Annotated in this window: 13 protein-coding genes; 10 read left to right on the forward strand and 3 right to left on the reverse strand. The window is 69.1% G+C overall.

Annotated features, from left to right (window positions below):
* From ACLFA2_RS17490 to ACLFA2_RS17500, 3 genes are all read left to right on the forward strand, one after another.
* Window positions 1-978: an ROK family protein gene (locus ACLFA2_RS17490; protein WP_426621714.1), complete on the forward strand. Its 978-nt coding sequence runs from the start codon at window positions 1-3 to the stop codon at window positions 976-978.
* A 131-nt stretch (window positions 979-1109) separates the two neighbouring features.
* The gene (locus ACLFA2_RS17495; protein WP_426622485.1) at window positions 1110-2654 is read left to right on the forward strand and encodes a M81 family metallopeptidase; all 1545 of its coding nucleotides are present in this window, start codon (window positions 1110-1112) and stop codon (window positions 2652-2654) included.
* Window positions 2651-3991 (forward strand): alpha-L-fucosidase, encoded by a 1341-nt coding sequence (locus ACLFA2_RS17500; protein ID WP_426621715.1) that lies wholly within the window; start codon window positions 2651-2653, stop codon window positions 3989-3991. The genes ACLFA2_RS17495 and ACLFA2_RS17500 overlap by 4 nt, the downstream gene beginning before the upstream one ends.
* A gap of 75 nt (window positions 3992-4066) precedes the next feature.
* On the opposite strand, the gene ACLFA2_RS17505 is transcribed toward ACLFA2_RS17500, so the two are convergent.
* Window positions 4067-6901, reverse strand: a complete 2835-nt coding sequence (locus ACLFA2_RS17505) for an FAD-binding and (Fe-S)-binding domain-containing protein (protein ID WP_426621716.1) — start codon at window positions 6899-6901, stop codon at window positions 4067-4069.
* Between the two features lie 86 nt (window positions 6902-6987).
* On the opposite strand from ACLFA2_RS17505, the gene ACLFA2_RS17510 reads away from it, so the two are divergent.
* A complete protein-coding gene (locus ACLFA2_RS17510) occupies window positions 6988-7650 on the forward strand; it encodes a GntR family transcriptional regulator (protein ID WP_401064074.1) in 663 nt (220 codons plus the stop codon).
* Window positions 7651-7664: 14 nt separating this feature from the next.
* Here ACLFA2_RS17510 and ACLFA2_RS17515 read toward each other — a convergent pair whose 3' ends face one another.
* Window positions 7665-8618, reverse strand: a complete 954-nt coding sequence (locus ACLFA2_RS17515; RefSeq protein ID WP_021200388.1) for a hypothetical protein — start codon at window positions 8616-8618, stop codon at window positions 7665-7667.
* Between the two features lie 83 nt (window positions 8619-8701).
* Between ACLFA2_RS17515 and ACLFA2_RS17520 the strand changes: the two genes are divergently transcribed.
* From ACLFA2_RS17520 to serA, 3 genes are all read left to right on the forward strand, one after another.
* On the forward strand, window positions 8702-9166 hold the full coding sequence (locus ACLFA2_RS17520; protein WP_021200389.1) for a hypothetical protein: 465 nt from the start codon (window positions 8702-8704) through the stop codon (window positions 9164-9166).
* Window positions 9163-9498 (forward strand): hypothetical protein, encoded by a 336-nt coding sequence (locus tag ACLFA2_RS17525; RefSeq protein WP_426621717.1) that lies wholly within the window; start codon window positions 9163-9165, stop codon window positions 9496-9498. Before ACLFA2_RS17520 ends, ACLFA2_RS17525 begins: the two co-directional genes overlap by 4 nt.
* A gap of 123 nt (window positions 9499-9621) precedes the next feature.
* Window positions 9622-11226, forward strand: coding sequence for a phosphoglycerate dehydrogenase (gene serA / locus ACLFA2_RS17530; protein WP_426621718.1), 1605 nt, complete (start codon window positions 9622-9624; stop codon window positions 11224-11226).
* Window positions 11227-11317: 91 nt separating this feature from the next.
* Here serA and ACLFA2_RS17535 read toward each other — a convergent pair whose 3' ends face one another.
* Window positions 11318-11860: a TetR/AcrR family transcriptional regulator gene (locus tag ACLFA2_RS17535; RefSeq protein ID WP_021200392.1), complete on the reverse strand. Its 543-nt coding sequence runs from the start codon at window positions 11858-11860 to the stop codon at window positions 11318-11320.
* A gap of 95 nt (window positions 11861-11955) precedes the next feature.
* Here ACLFA2_RS17535 and ACLFA2_RS17540 point away from each other — a divergent pair, with 95 nt between their 5' ends.
* The 3 genes from ACLFA2_RS17540 (at window position 11956) to ACLFA2_RS17550 (ending at window position 15777) form a co-directional block, all read left to right on the forward strand.
* Complete coding sequence (locus ACLFA2_RS17540; protein WP_426621719.1) at window positions 11956-13491, forward strand: MFS transporter; 1536 nt, start codon at window positions 11956-11958, stop codon at window positions 13489-13491.
* 81 nt (window positions 13492-13572) lie between these two features.
* Window positions 13573-14616 carry a 3-isopropylmalate dehydrogenase gene (locus ACLFA2_RS17545; protein WP_029259054.1) on the forward strand — a complete coding sequence of 348 codons (1044 nt, stop codon included), beginning with the start codon at window positions 13573-13575 and terminating at the stop codon, window positions 14614-14616.
* Window positions 14617-14676: 60 nt separating this feature from the next.
* Complete coding sequence (locus tag ACLFA2_RS17550) at window positions 14677-15777, forward strand: branched-chain amino acid aminotransferase (protein ID WP_029265497.1); 1101 nt, start codon at window positions 14677-14679, stop codon at window positions 15775-15777.
* The last annotated feature ends 85 nt before the right edge of the window (window positions 15778-15862 follow it).

Here is a 15862-nt window from a genome sequence, read left to right on the forward strand (position 1 = left end):
ATGATCGGTCAGGAACAGCGCACCACCATGCCCGTCGACGGCATCGTCCTCCCCAACGGCACCGGTCTGGTCGGGATCGACATCGGCGGCACCAAGATCGCGGCCCTCCTCGTCAGTGCCGAAGGAACAGTCCTCGCCAGGGGAAGCGTCCCGGCACCCGCTGCCCTCGGCGGAGGCGCGATGGCCGATGCGGCGGCAGAACTCACCCGCGCGCTGGTCGCCGAGGCCGACGTGACACTCGTCGCGGCAGGGGTCGGCGCAGCGGGGGTCATCGACCATGAGACCGGGACGATCCGCGCGGCATCGGCCACCTTCGTCGGGTGGGCGGGGTTCCCCCTGGCGGACGAACTCGAAGCACGTCTCGGCGTCCCCGTACGTGTCGAGAACGACGTCAACGCCTTCCTGCTCGGCGAGGCCGCCGCCGACGGGCGCACGGACCGCGATGTGCTCGGCGTGATGCTCGGCACGGGCGTCGGCGGTGCGCTCATGATCGACGGTGAGCTCCATCACGGTCCGCACGGTGCGGCGGGGGAGATCGGACACACCCCCGGCTACAGCGAGCTCGTATGCACCTGTGGCCAGACCGGCCATCTGGAGACATTGGCGTCGGGCACCTCGATCGCACAGCGCTTTCAGGAGCGCACGGCGGGACCGATCCTCGACGCCAGAGACGTCGCCGACCGTGCCCGACGGGGCGACGTGGACGCGATCGCGGTGTTCGACGCCGCCGGGCACGCGCTCGCGCTCGCGTGTGCCAGTGCGGCGACGATCATGGATCTGCCCTGTGCGATCGTGGGCGGCGGCGTCGCCACCGCCTGGGACCTCCTCGAGCCGGCGATCGCGCGCACGCTGCGCACGGACTCCCCGGTATCGGGCATCCCGCTGCGCATCATCCCCGCCGTCCTCGGTTCCGATGCCGTCGCCCTCGGCGCCATCGAGACCGCCCGCCGTGCCCTCGTGTCGGCACGAGCAGACTGATCCCGGTTCGCACCGACCACTCGATGAGCACCGACCACTCGATGAGCCCCGACCACCCGATGAGTCCACCCGACGAGCCCCGACAAGGAGCACACCACGTGACTGCACGTCCCGAAGCCCACGAGATCTGGATGGGTTCCCTTCCTTCCGTCGCAGACGGCGGGCTCCCGAGACCCCGCATCGGCATCGCCGGGATCTCGATCGAGTCGAGCACGTTCTCCCCTCATATCTCCGGTGACGAGGCCTTCACGGTCCGCACCGGAGAGGCCCTGCGCTCGTACTATCCCTTCCTCCAGGACGGGCGCGAGCTCGAAGCCGCCGCGGAGTGGGTACCGCTCACACACGGACGCTCCCTGCCGGGCGGAGCCGTGGCTCCGGAGACCTACCACCGGATGAAGGATGCGATCGTGGAGGGCATCCGCACGCAGGGGCCCTTCGACGGCTTCTTCTTCGACATCCACGGCGCCATGAGCGTCGTCGGCATGGAGGACGCCGAGGGGGATCTCGCTCTCGCGGTGCGCGCGGCCCTCGGCCCCGACACGCTGGTGTCGACCTCGATGGATCTGCACGGCAACGTCTCGGAGGTGCTGCGCGACGCGGTCGATCTGCTGACCTGCTACCGGATGGCGCCGCACGAGGACTGGATGAACACCAAGGAGCGGGCGGTGTGGAACCTGCTCTCGCGACTGCGGGGGCCGCACGGCACCGACCCGCTGCGTCGGCGCCCGTTCACGGCGTGGGTGCCGGTCCCGGTGCTGCTGCCCGGGGAGAAGACCAGCACCCGCCTGGAGCCGGCGCGCAGCATCTACGCGCAGCTGCCCGAGATCGAAGCGCTTCCCGGCGTCGTCGACGCCTCGGTGTGGATCGGCTATGCCTGGGCGGATGAGCCGCGGTGCCAGGCGTACGTCGTGGTCACCGGCGACGACGAGGAGCTGATCGCGCGCGAGGCCGAGCGCGTGGCACGGATGTTCTGGGACGCCCGCGAGGACTTCGTCTTCGTGGCCGAGACCGGATCCCTCGATGAGGCGCTCGAGAAGGCGCTCGCCCCGGGAGCGCCGCATCCGTACCTGATCTCGGACTCGGGCGACAACCCGACCGCCGGTGGTGCGGGCGACGTGACCTGGACGCTCGCGCACCTGCTGCAGCGTGCGGAGCTGACCGACGGCAGCCGCACCACTCTGGTCGCCTCGATCTTCGATCCCGTGGCCGTCACCCAGGCAGCGGCCGCCGGTGTCGGCGCCACCGTCACCCTCGACGCCGGCGCAGGGGTCGACGCAGGCCCGCACGGCCCCGTGCCGATCACCGGGACCGTGTTCTCCATCACCGACGGGGATCCCGATGCGGGCACGCAGGTCGTGATCGCAGTGGGCGGGCTGCACGCCATCATCACCGAGCGCCGCAAGCCGTTCCACCACCTCTCGGATTTCCGGATGCTGGGGCTCGAGCCCACGAGCGCCGACATCGTCGTGGTGAAGATCGGCTACCTCGAACCGGAGCTGTACGAGCTCGCCGTGGGCTGGACCCTCGCATTGACGCCCGGAGGTGTCGATCAGGACCTGCTGCGTCTGGGCCACCACCGCCTGCGGCCCGGCGTCTACCCCTTCGACCCGAACGGGAATCCCGATCTCACCGCGGTCGTCGTCCGTCGCGGAACCCCTGAGGAGCGGAGCGCATGATGAACTTCGAGAAGCGCACCGGACCGGACCTCGGCGCGGACGCTCCGACGTACCCGACGCAGGGTGTGCCCGACTGGTACCGCGACGCGAAGCTCGGCTTCTTCGTGCACTGGGGTCTCTACTCGGTGCCGGCGTGGGCCGTGCAGCACGGCAAGGGCGTGAACATCCCGACCGAGGACGCGTACGCCTGGCACCAGTACGCCGAGTGGTACGGCAACACCGTGCGCATCGCCGGCAGCCCCACGTGGGAGCGGCACCAGCAGCTGTTCGGGCCGGGCACCTCGTACGAGGACCTCGCCGATCGGTGGGATGCCTCGGCGTTCGACGCGGATGCCTTCGTGGGCGAGCTCGTCGGCGCGGGAGCCCGGTACATCATCCCCACGACGAAGCACCACGAGGGGTTCTGTCTGTGGGACACCGCGACGACCGGCTTCAACGCGGTGGCTCGTGGACCGCGCCGTGACCTGATCTCCGAGTTCCACGATGCCACCCGCCGGGCGGGTGCGAAGTTCGGCGTCTACTACTCGGGCGCGCTCGACTGGCATGTGAGCGACTTCCCGGCGATCGAATCGGACACCGATCTGTTCCGGTTCCGTCGCAACGACGCGCACTTCGCCGGCTACTCCGCCGCACAGCTCGACGAGCTCGTGGCGCGCTTCTCGCCTGACGTGCTCTGGAACGACATCGAGTGGCCGGACGGTGGCAAGGGGCGTGACGAGTACGCGGTCGCCGCGCTCCTGGAACGGTACTTCGATGCCGTACCGGATGGTGTCGTCAACGACCGCTGGGGTGTGCCGTACCACGGCTTCCTCACCCGCGAATACACGGACATCCCCGAGATCATCCCGGAGCCATGGGAGTCGACCCGCGGCCTCGGCTACTCGTTCGGCTTCAACCAGGCGGAGGACGAGCGGCACTCGCTGTCCGGGGCGGCGCTCATCCGCCTGCTCGTCGACGTCGTGGCCAAGAACGGCAATCTGCTGATCAACGTGGGGCCTGCGGCCGACGGCTCGATCCCGGAACTGCAGCGGAGCGCGATGCGCGAGCTGGGTGCGTGGCTGCAGGCGAACGGGTACGCGATCTACGGCACACGACCGTGGATCCGGATGGGGGAGCGGAGCGGCGCTCCGCGTCGCTACACGACCACAGGGGCGACGGTGCACGTGCACGCGCTCGACCCGAGCGTCGGCGCGATCGGGTTGCCCGATGAACTGCGCACGCGCGATCTGCGCTGGTCGGACGGGTCCGTCGCCGAGCGGTCGGCGCAGGACAGCGCGGTCGTCGTGATCCCGGCCGGTCTGCGCGAAGAGGCTGTCGCGGTCCTGTCCGCAGGCTGAGACGGATCGGATCGCGACGAGGCGAGGGCCCTCCCGACCACGAGTCGGGAGGGCACTCGCTGTGTGCGCCCGCGCTCAGGGGCGGGTGAGCTCCTCGAGCACCTCGATCACATGCCGATACGGTCGCCCTGTGGCACGTGTCATCCCGATCTCGCAGGTGCGGTTGGCCGACACGAACGCATCGAAGTCGCCGCGCGTGCTCTCGGCCTCCGCGATCTCCGCCGACTCCTGAGCGGTCGCGCTGGCCGTGAGCTCGGGGTGCAGCATGCCGCGGTCCCCGGCGAAGGCGCAGCAGCCCCACCCCTCGGGCACGAACACGTCGTCGGCGACGGCTCCGGCGATCGCGGTCAGTGCCCCGGTCGCCCCGAGCGCCGTCGTGGAACAGGTCGGATGCACCGCGATGGTGGGCAGCTTCGCCGTGACGGTCAGCTTCGGCAGCACCTCGCGGGCCACGAAGGTCGTGGCGTCCTCGATACGCAGCCCGGCGTACCGGGGGTTCTTCGCGACCGACTGTGCGAGCATCACGTCCAGGCCCTCGGTGCAGGACGCCGCATCGCACACCACGGGAAGCTCGCCGTGCCGGCTCGCGACCCACAACGACTCCAGGACCCGGTCCGACATGCGTGCGTATCCGTCGAGATGGCCCTTCGACTTCCACGGTGTGCCGCAGCAGAGTCCGCCGTTCTCCTCGGGGATCACGACGGGGATCCCCGCCCGGTCGAGCAGTGCACGCAGGGCATCCCGAGATCCCTCGCCCTCGCCCTCCGCACCGAACATCGTCCCGATGCAGGCGCCGAAGAAGACGGCCTGCGCATCGGTCGGCGACTCCGGGCGCGGGGGCTTCGAGCCGCCGTGCGGGAGCCCGCCGTCGTAGAGGGGCACGGTGTCGGTGCCGAGGACCGCGCGGCCGAGCTGCGTGACGCCGCGCACGAGCGGAGCGGGGAGGGCATCGGCGACGGTGAGCGCGACCCCTCCGGCCCGGGTGACCGTGCCCCAGTGCTTCGCGGCCACGCCCCACACCGCGCCTTCGATCGCGTTCGACTGCTCCGCACGAAGCCGACGCACGAGGTCGCCGGTGTTGATGTCGACCGGACAGGCCACACCGCACATGCCGTCGACCGCACACGTCTGGACGCCGTCGTAGTCGTAGTCCTTCTGCAGGTCGCGCAGCAGCTCGGTGTCGCCCTGCTCCTCGGCCCACGCCATGTCGCGGCGGATCACGATGCGCTGTCGAGGCGTGAGGGTGATGCTCTTGCTCGGACAGGTCGGTTCGCAGTACCCGCATTCGACGCAGCGGTCGACCTCGCCCTCGACCGTCGGCACCCGCTTGAGGTCATGCAGGTAGGAGTCCGGGTCGTCGGAGAGGACCACCCCCGGATTCAGGATGCCGTCGGGGTCGAGGAGGCCCTTGATCTCCCACATCATGTCGGTGAGCTCGTCACCGTACTGGCGGCGTACGAACGGCGCCATGATGCGCCCGGTCCCGTGCTCGGCCTTCAGCGATCCCTGCTGGGACAGCACGAGGTCCACCAGATCATCGGTGAAGCGCCGATAGCGCGCGACGCTGTCGGCATCGTCGAAACGCTCGTTGAGGAGGAAGTGGACGTTGCCGTCCTTGGCGTGTCCGAAGATCACCGAGCCCTCGTACCCGTGCGCGGCGAACAGCTCGATGAGCCGCTCGCACGTGTGGAGAAGACGCGGCACCGGCACCACGATGTCCTCGAGGAGAGCCGTCGTTCCCGAGGGTCGGGCGCCGGCGACCGCGGTGTAGAGACCTTTGCGCACGTGCCACAGCGCGGCGCGTTCTCCGGAGTCCGTGGTGAGGCGCGGTGTCACGGCGAGCGGCAGTGCCTCGAAATGCGCCTGTGCCGTCGCACTCGCCTCCCTGAGCGCATCGTCGTCGGAGGCGTGCACCTCCACCAGGAGAGCGGCGTGCCCCTGCACCTCGATCTCCGCGATCGATGCCGGGACGTCGCTCGACCCCTGCGCGACCCGGAGGGAGGCGGCGTCCATGAGCTCGATGGTGGCGAGTCCGAGTCGGGTGAGGTCGGGAAGTGCCGTCATCGCGGCGGACAGCGTCTCGAACACGAGCAGCCCCGTCGCGATCGAGGGGCGCACCTCGATCGTGCGGAAACGGGCCTCGGCAACGAAGGCGAGTGTGCCCTCGGAGCCGATGATGAGGTGCTCCAGGATGCGCACGGGGTCATCGAAGTCGAGGAGCGCGTTCAGCCCGTAACCCATGGTGTTCTTCATGGAGAACTGCTGGCGCAGGAAGGCGACGTGCTCGGGCGAGGCGAGCAGACGTGCCCGCAGATCGAGCAGGCCCGCGGCGATCGCGGGTTCCGCGGCGTGCAGCAGCTCATTCGCATCCGGACGGCCGGTGTCGAGGATCGTTCCGCTCGGGAGCACGATCGTCATCGACTCGATCGTCCGGTACGAGTTCTCGGTGATGCCGCAGGCCATTCCGCTGGAGTTGTTCGCGACGACTCCGCCGATCGTGCAGGCGATCTCGCTGGCGGGGTCGGGGCCGAGCTTGCGGCGATAGCGCGTGAGTCTGGTGTTGACCTGGCGCACGGTGGCGCCGGGGCCGACGCGCACGGTCGCGCCGTCGTCTTCCACGCGGATCTCGCGGAAGCCGCTGCGGGTGTCGACGAGGATGTCCCCGCTCACGCTCTGCCCGGAGAGGCTGGTACCCCCGGAGCGGAACGTCATCGTGCGGCCGGCGGCGCGAGCGGCTCCGAAGGCGCGTGCCACCCCTTCGGCATCCGCGGGGGAGAGCACCGCATCCGGGATCAGCAGGTAGTGGGAGGCGTCGTGGGCGCGGGCGAAGCGGTCGATGGAGCGCGAATGGACCTGAGTCGCGGAGCCCAGCAGGGCGGGGTCCAGCGGTTCGGCGAGGGTGGTCGGCACGGTGCTCCTCTGCTCCGTCGGAAGGTGATCAACACGATTGTCAGACAAGTGTACCGAGCGTGCGGCTCTTCGATAGGCTGACCCGCATGACCACCACTTCGGACGCACCGCTGGGGATCGTCGGCGTCGTGGATGCCGTCACCGCACAGCTGCGCGGTCGTATCCTCGGCGGCGAGATCCGCTCGGGGGATCCGATCACGGAAGCGGCCGTGTCGCAGACCTTCGGAGTTGCGCGTCCCAGCGCGAAAGCGGCGATCGAACAGCTCGTCGCCAGTGGCCTGCTCGTGCGCACGGCGCATCGAAGCGCGCGTGTGGTCGGGATCGACCCCGCGACAGTGCGTGACGTCTACCGCACCAGGGCCCGACTCGAGAGCGCGGCGCTTCGCGAGCTCGCGAAGACCAGCACCGTGCCGCGCGCGGCGCGCGATGCGAATTCGGAGATCCTCGCGATGCCCCCGGGTCCCGACCCGGCGACCGTGAACCCCGATCTGCGGTTCCACACCGCCATCATCGATGCACTCGACAGTGAACGCACCGGGCGCATGTACCGCAGCGTGCTCGACGAAGTGCGGCTGTGCATGGCGCAGGTGCAGGGGCGCCGGCTTCTCGACGCCTCGGTGATCGCGTCGCAGCATGCCGAGATCCTCGACGCGGTCGCTTCAGGCGACGGAGAACGGGCAGCGGCTCTTCTCGACGCGCACCTGTCGTCGGCCGAGCAGCGGCTGGTGGAGGCGCTCGACGCGGAGTAGCGTCGAGCGGGCCGTCACTCCGCCGGAGCTTCCTCGACCACGATCGGGGCTTCGGCCGGATCAGCCCACACCGGTGCCGGGAGCACGGTGTCGGTCTGGCCGGCCTGGATCGATCGCAGCGCCTCGGTGATCTGCTCGTCGTTCTCGGGGACGGGAAGGTCGCAGGCGCGCAGTTCCGAAGCGAACTGCAGGGTCAGCCGGATCTTGCCCGCCTCGACGGCCTGTGCGGTCGTACCGGTGCGGATCTCGCTCCCGGTCTGGATCGCCGGGACGTCATCGCAGACGTGGTAGACCTTGCCGCCGTCGACCCAGACCACCTCGTCCTTGCCCAGAAGCTGGATCACGGCCGACTGGTCGGCCGTGTACTGCTCGACGGACGCCGGAGCGAAGTCGACGCCGATGAAGACGGCCAGGGCCGCGAGGACGACGCCGACGATTCCAGCCGTGGTCTTCTGGCCCTTGTCCATGTCCTTGTTGAGGAAGATCAGGATGACCAGCGGGAGGAACGCCACGACTGCGACGATCGCACCGAGCTGGTTCTGTACGAAGAACCGCGTCTTGTCCGCCCTGCGCGCGGGGTCGAGGCGGTTGGCCTTCTTCCACAGCACCGAGCCGGTGATGGACAGGGCCGCGATCACGACGAGCAGCACGAGGAGCGTGATGAACGCCCACTGCGGGAACGTCGCGGTGACACCCTGCTCCTCGAGCAGGCCGGTGTCGGGGTTGCGGACGAGGGTGCCGTCTTCGCCGACGAACACACGCTGGCGCAGGAGCCAGAAAATGCCGACGCCTTCGCCGATGATCGCGACAGCCCAGAGGATGGCGGCGATCCAGCGGAAGCGCGTCGCCTTGGCCTTGGCTTCGGGGGTGGGGACCCAACCGGCAGGCGGTTCGGTCGCCGCGCTCTTCGCGGACTGGGCGACGCGGGCGTCGCTGTTCCCGGTCTCGGCGTTCTCGCTCGCAGCCACGGTGTTCCCTTCCCCTCCGGTGCCCGCCGATCCGGCTCAGGGCAACCCCGATCCTAGTGGACCGGGTGTCCTACGCTGGGGACATGACTTCCGATTCCGACGACGCGCTCAGCTGGGACGGCGACGAGGCCTCGACACCGAAGGATCGCGCGCTTCCGCACGGCTGGAACGCCGTCGGCAAGGGCAGCGACGACGTCGGGACGATCGAGGACGACGGCACCGTCACACCGGCGACCGATGACGAGCCCTCGGGTCTGAGCACCCCGATGCTGCTGCTCGTCGGTGTCGTCGGCGGCGTCTACCTTCTCTACACGATCGGCTGGATCGTCGGAGGGCTCCGGTTGCAGCCGCTGGCATCCTTCCTCGTCTCCGACGTGATGTTCCTGCCGTGGTTCTTCCTCGCGATCGCTGCGCCCGCGCTGTGGTTCCTGGCGACCTGGGTGCTCACACGGGGGAGTGCGGCCTGGATCCGCGTCGCCGTGTTGTTCGCGGGGGTCGTGCTCCTCGTCCCCTGGCCCTTCGTCACCGTGGGGGTGATCGGATCATGACCACGTCGTCGAACGAAGCGCAGGTATCCGCGGATTCTCCGCGTTGGCTCGTCGGGCTCGTCATCGGCCTGGCAGGACTCTTCTACGCCTACGCGGTCTGGAATGCCGTCGCGCACCTCATCACGATGGCCCAGACCGGACTGAGTGTCGGCGGGTGGGCGACGCTGCTGTTCGGCGTCGCCTTCCCCGCGATCGTGTTCGTCTTCGCCTATGTGATCGGCCGGCGGCGCCGTGTCGGCGAACTGGCGCTCGTGTTCCTCGCCGGACTCGGCGTCGTCGCGGTGTTCTGGATGAGTCTGATCGCGCTGAGCCTCACGATGCCCAGCGCGTGAGCGGCCTGCCGTACCGCGTCACACGGCACGGAGGGCTGCGCCTGCTCCGGTAGAGTTGACGCGATCGCGCCCCCATGGTGTGCGGCGCATCGGCCCCTGCCGCGCTGCCCCGAAGGATCCACTGTGCCGAAGCCTGTCGTGCTTATCGCCGAAGTACTCTCTCCCGCCACGATCGACGCTCTCGGTCCCGACTTCGACGTCCGTGACGTCGACGGCACCGACCGGGAGGCGCTGTTCGCGGCGCTCGCGGATGCCGATGCCGTGCTGGTCCGCTCGGCGACGCGCATCGACGAGGAGGCGCTGGGGCACGCCCCGAAGCTGAAGGTGGTCGCCCGCGCCGGAGTGGGCCTCGACAACGTCGACATCAAGGCGGCCACGGCTGCCGGCGTCATGGTCGTCAACGCGCCGACCTCGAACATCGTCTCCGCCGCCGAGCTCACAGTGGGCCACATCCTGAGCCTCGCCCGCCGCATCCCGGCGGCGCATGCCTCACTGTCTGCCGGTGCCTGGAAGCGCAGCTCCTTCACCGGCGCCGAGCTGTTCGAGAAGACGGTCGGCATCGTCGGTCTCGGCCGCATCGGCGCGCTCGTCGCCGCGCGCCTCGCGGCTTTCGACATGCGGGTCGTCGCCTACGACCCCTATGTCACGTCTGCTCGCGCACAGCAGCTCGGCGTGCAGCTGCTCTCGCTCGACGAGCTCGTGGCGGAGTCGGACTTCCTGACGATCCACATGCCGAAGACGCCGGAGACGACCGGCATGATCGGTGCCGAGCAGTTCGCAGCCATGAAGCCGACCGCCTTCGTGGTCAACGTCGCACGCGGTGGGCTGATCGACGAGGAGGCGCTGCACGCGGCCCTCGTCGCGGGTGAGATCGCGGGTGCCGGTCTCGACGTGTTCACCTCCGAGCCTCCGGCAGAAGGGGGCACCGCTCGACCGCTCCTCGACCTGCCGAACGTCGTGGTCACCCCTCACCTCGGTGCCAGCACCGAAGAGGCGCAGGAGAAGGCCGGTGTCTCGGTGGCCCGCTCGGTGCGCCTCGCTCTCGGCGGCGACCTCGTCCCCGACGCGGTGAACGTCGCGGGTGGCATCATCGATCCCTACGTGCGTCCCGGCATCTCGCTCGTCGAGAAGCTCGGTCAGATCTTCGCGGCACTCGCGACGTCGCCGCTCACCAGCCTCGATGTCGAGGTGCACGGAGAGCTGAACGACTACGACGTCAGCGTGCTCAAGCTCGCTGCGCTTAAGGGCGTGTTCACCAACATCGTCAGCGAGACGGTCTCTTACGTCAACGCGCCGCTCCTCGCCGACCAGCGTGGGATCGCGGTGCGTCTGCTCAAGGATGACGTCAGCGACGAATACCGCAACGTCATCACGCTCGCGGGCGCGTTGTCCGACGGCTCGCAGCTCTCGGTGTCCGGCACGCTCACCGGTCCGAAGCAGACCGAGAAGCTCGTCGGCATCAACGACCACCGGCTCGAGCTGCCGATCGAGAAGCACCACGTCGTCATGCTCTACACCGACCGCCCCGGCATCGTCGCGGTGTACGGCCAGAAGTTCGGGGAGGCCGGCATCAACATCGCCGGCATGCAGATCGCCCGTCAGGCCGCCGGGGCCCAGGCGCTCAGCGTGCTGACCCTGGACTCGCCGGTCTCGGACGAACTGCTCGACGACGTGCGCGACGCGATCGACGCCGACCTCTTCCGTCAGATCGAGATCACCGAGGTCTGATCGCACAGGTCTGGCTGCACCGGTGCCAGTGCGCAAGTGCAGAAGAGGGCGGGAGCGTGATGCTCCCGCCCTCTTCTCATCTCTCGGCGGGTCAGGCCGTGGCTCTGAGGACCAGGGCGATCAGCTCGGCGAGTTCGTCGCTGCGGGGGACGAGCCGCTCGGGGCCGTGCACGTCTAGCGAGTTGTTGAAGTAGAGCCCGTCGCTCACGAGCATCACGAGGTCGAGGCTCGCATTGTCGCGCACATGCGGGCGGATCGTCTCCGCCCAGCGTCGTCGCGTGTCGCGGAGCATGTCGGCGGCAGGGATCGATCCGCCCTGGGCCAGCCGCGTCGTGGCGATCAGCACGCGATCGAGGGCGTCGTCCTCCATGACCGAGGTGCGCACGTAGTAGGCGACCGGCCCCTCGTCGGCTGCGGTCATGCGTTCGAGGTCGAGCGTCGTGAGCCGGTCGAGCCGCTCGACGAGCCCTGCCTCCAGTTCATCCTTCGACCCGAAGTGGTAGAGGAGGCCACCCTTGGAGACGCCGGCCGCCTTCGCGGTCGCATCGAGCGTCGCTGCACGTTCGCCGTCTTCGATGAGGATCGCTTCGAAGGCGTCGAGCACCTTCTCGCGGGCGAGGGGAGGTCGGGGCATCGTGGATCCTCTGCACAGGGGAGGGGCGGGAATTCTGTTACTATACCATCTGGACGGTTCACTAACCTTGCCGTCATGATTCTGAGAGGTGTTCCATGAACCGTACTGCGTCGATCCCGACGACAGAGACGGACGCTCCCCGCGTCGGAGCCCGCGGCTGGGCGGCACTCGTCGTCCTCATGCTGCCGGTGCTGCTGGTGTCGGTGGACAACACGGTGCTGAGCTTCGCGCTCCCCGAGATCTCGATCGCGCTCGCTCCCACGGGGGCGGAGCAGCTGTGGATCATCGACGTGTACCCCCTGGTGCTCGCCGGCCTCCTGGTCACGATGGGGACGCTGGGCGACCGTTTCGGGCGCCGGAAGATGCTGCTGATCGGTGCGACCGGCTTCGCCGCCGTCTCCGCACTGGCCGCCTTCGCGCCCACTGCCGGGCTGCTGATCGCCGCCCGGGCGCTCCTCGGCTTCTTCGGCGCCATGCTGATGCCGTCGACCCTTTCCCTCCTGCGCTCGATCTTCCAGAATCGCGACCAGCGCCGCATGGCGATCGCCGTGTGGGCGTCGGCGTTCTCCGCGGGCTCCGCGCTCGGACCGATCGTCGGCGGCTTTCTCCTCGAGCACTTCGCATGGGGTTCGGTCTTCCTCATCGCCGTGCCCGTGTTGATCCCGCTGCTCGTCGCCGCGCCGCTGCTGGTGCCCGAGAGCCGCGACCCGAACCCCGGGCGCATCGATCTGATCAGCATCGCGCTGTCGATGGCGACGATGATCCCGGTCGTCTACGCGATCAAGTCGCTGGCCGTCGACGGGCCGAGTCTCAAGGTCGGAGCCTGGGCGCTGCTCGGCTTCGTGATGGGCTACCTGTTCGTCCGTCACCAGCTGCGTGCCAAGACGCCGATGCTCGACATGGCGCTCTTCCGTCGGGGCTCCTTCTCCGGTGCGATCCTGGTCAACCTGCTGAGCGTCGTGGCTCTGGTCGGTTTCCTCTACTTCGTCTCGCAGCACCTGCAGCTCGTCCTCGGGCTGTCCCCGATGATGGCCGGGCTCGCGCTCGTGCCCGGAATGCTCGCGATGATCGTGGCCGGACTCTCGGTCGTCCCGATCTCCCGTCGTATCCCGCCTCACATCGTGATCCCCGTCGGGCTCGCGTTCTCTGTGGCCGGCTACCTGATCGTGGCGTTCACGACGCACGAGCACGGCGTCCTGCCGCTGGTCGTCGCATTCGTGGTGCTCGGCATCGGCATCGGTGCCGCCGAGACGATCTCCAACGAACTGATCCTCTCCAGCGCCCCCGCCGCGAAGGCGGGAGCGGCGAGTGCGGTCTCCGAGACCGCCTATGAACTCGGCGCGGTGCTCGGCACCGCGGTGCTCGGTGGCATCATCACGGCCTTCTACCGCGGGGCTCTCGTGCTTCCGGAGGGCTTGCCGGCAGACGTGGCGCACGCGGCGGGGGAGACTCTCGCCGGGGCCTACACGGCGGCGCAGGCGCTGCCGGGCCGGCTCGGCACCGCGCTGTGGGAGGCGGCGGCGGCCGCATTCGGCTCCGGGGTGATGGTGACCTCGCTGATCGGCGCTGGTCTCGTCGTCGTCGCGGGCGTGATCGCCGCCGTCACACTGCGCAAAGCCCCCACGCACTGACCAGTACGCTGGGAGGACCGGCTCGCTCGCCCTGCGGTGAGCCCGAGCCGGTCCATCCCCGTGCAGTGCGCAAGGAGTCTCATGTCGCGTGTCGTGAAGCTGGCCGTCATCCCCGGAGACGGCATCGGTCCCGAGGTCATCGCCGAAGCGGAGAAGGTGCTCGACGCCGTCACCGCCGACAGTGGTGTGGTCTTCGACAAGACCCGTTTCTCGCTCGGCGCCGGACGCTTCCTCGAGACCGGCGACACCCTCACGGACGATGACCTCGCCGCGATCTCCGCGAACGATGCGATCCTGCTCGGCGCGGTCGGCGGCACCCCGGGCGACCCGCGCCTCAAGGACGCCAACATCGAGCGGGGCCTGCTGCTGAAGCTGCGTTTCACCCTCGACCACTACGTGAACCTGCGGCCGTCGAAGCTGTTCGTCGGTGCCTCGGGCCCGTTGGCCGAGCCCGGCGACATCGACTTCGTCGTGGTGCGTGAAGGCACCGAGGGGCCGTACGTCGGCAACGGCGGGGCCATCCGCAAGGGCACCCCGCAGGAGGTCGCGAACGAGACCTCGGTGAACACCGCCTTCGGCGTCGAGCGCGTCGTGCGCTACGCGTTCGACCTCGCCGAGCGTCGTCATAAGAAGGTCACGCTGGTGCACAAGACCAACGTGCTCGTGCACGCCGGTGCCATCTGGCAGCGCGTCGTGAACGAGGTGGCGGCCGAGCACCCCGACGTCGAGGTCGACTACCTGCACGTCGACGCCGCCACGATCTTCCTGGTCACCGACCCCTCGCGCTTCGACGTGATCGTCACCGACAACCTGTTCGGCGACATCCTCACCGACCTCGCGGGCGCGGTCACGGGTGGCATCGGCCTCGCCGCCTCGGGGAACATCAACCCCGACGGCGCGTTCCCGTCGATGTTCGAGCCGGTCCACGGCTCAGCGCCCGACATCGCCGGACAGCAGAAAGCCGACCCGACGGCGGCGATCCTCTCGATCGCGCTGCTGCTCGACCACCTCGGACTCACCGAGGAATCCGCACGGGTCGGTGCCGCGGTCGAGGCGGACATCGCGGCACGGACGGCGGCTCGCACCACGGCGGAGATCGGCTCCGCGATCACCGCACGCCTCTGACTGCAGGCGTAGGCTGAACGGGCGCGAGGATGCGCCCACCCACGAGGAATGGATGATGAGATGACGACCATCGATGCCGAGGCGACCGTGGCTCCCCTGGAGTTCGCCGTCACGAAGAACCTGACCGCTGCGTCTCCCGCACGGCTCGCCGAGGTGCTGGAGAATCCGGGCTTCGGCGTGGTCTTCACCGATCATATGGTCGACATCTGCTGGTCCGCCAAGGGTGGCTGGCACCGTCCTCGCGTGCAGCCGTACGGTCCGATCCCGCTCGACCCCGCGGCGTCGGTGCTGCACTACGCGCAGGAGATCTTCGAGGGCATCAAGGCCTACCGCCATGCGGACGGCTCGATCCACACGTTCCGACCCGACCGCAATGCTGCGCGTCTGCAGGCCAGCGCTCGTCGTCTCGCTCTGCCGGAGCTGCCGACCGAGTACTTCATCCAGTCGCTGCGCGAGCTCATCGCCGTGGATGGCCGCTGGGTTCCGGACGGCGCCGACCAGAGCCTGTACCTGCGCCCGTTCATGTTCGCGAAGGAGGCGTTCCTCGGCGTGCGCGCCGCGCAGAAGGTCGCCTATTACGTGATCGCGAGCCCCGCAGGCGCCTACTTCTCCGGCGGGGTGAAGCCGGTGCGCATCTGGCTCTCCGAGGAGTACGCCCGCGCCGGCAAGGGCGGAACCGGCAAGGCCAAGACCGGAGGCAACTATGCCTCGAGCCTGCTCGCCCAGAGCGAGGCGAGCGCGAAGGGGTGCGACCAGGTCGTGTTCCTCAACGAGAAGCGCGATGTCGAGGAGCTCGGCGGCATGAACGTCGTCTTCGTCTTCAAGGACGGACGTGTGGTCACCCCCGAGTCGGACAGCATCCTCGAGGGCATCACGCGTGACTCGCTCCTGCAGCTGGCGGAAGACCGCGGCTACACGGTCGAGAAGCGCCCGATCTCGATCGATGAGTGGCGCGAAGGCGTGGCCTCCGGCGACATCGTCGAGGTGTTCGCGTGCGGCACCGCCGCGGTCGTCACCCCGATCGGCGCACTCGTCGGAGACGGGTTCGACGAACCGCAGCCGCTGGGCGAGCTCGCACTCTCGCTGCGTGAGGAGCTCACGGACATCCAGTACGGCCGCCGCGAGGACAAGCACGGCTGGCTTCTGCGCCTCGACGCCTGACCGCTCGGACGGTACCAGCGCCCATCACCGAGACCCACGCCTGCCGCCTGCGCACGTGTGGGTCTCGGTGTCTGCGGTGCGTCTC

The organism is Microbacterium sp. As-52, from assembly GCF_049949185.1.
Lineage (GTDB): Bacteria > Actinomycetota > Actinomycetes > Actinomycetales > Microbacteriaceae > Microbacterium > Microbacterium maritypicum_A.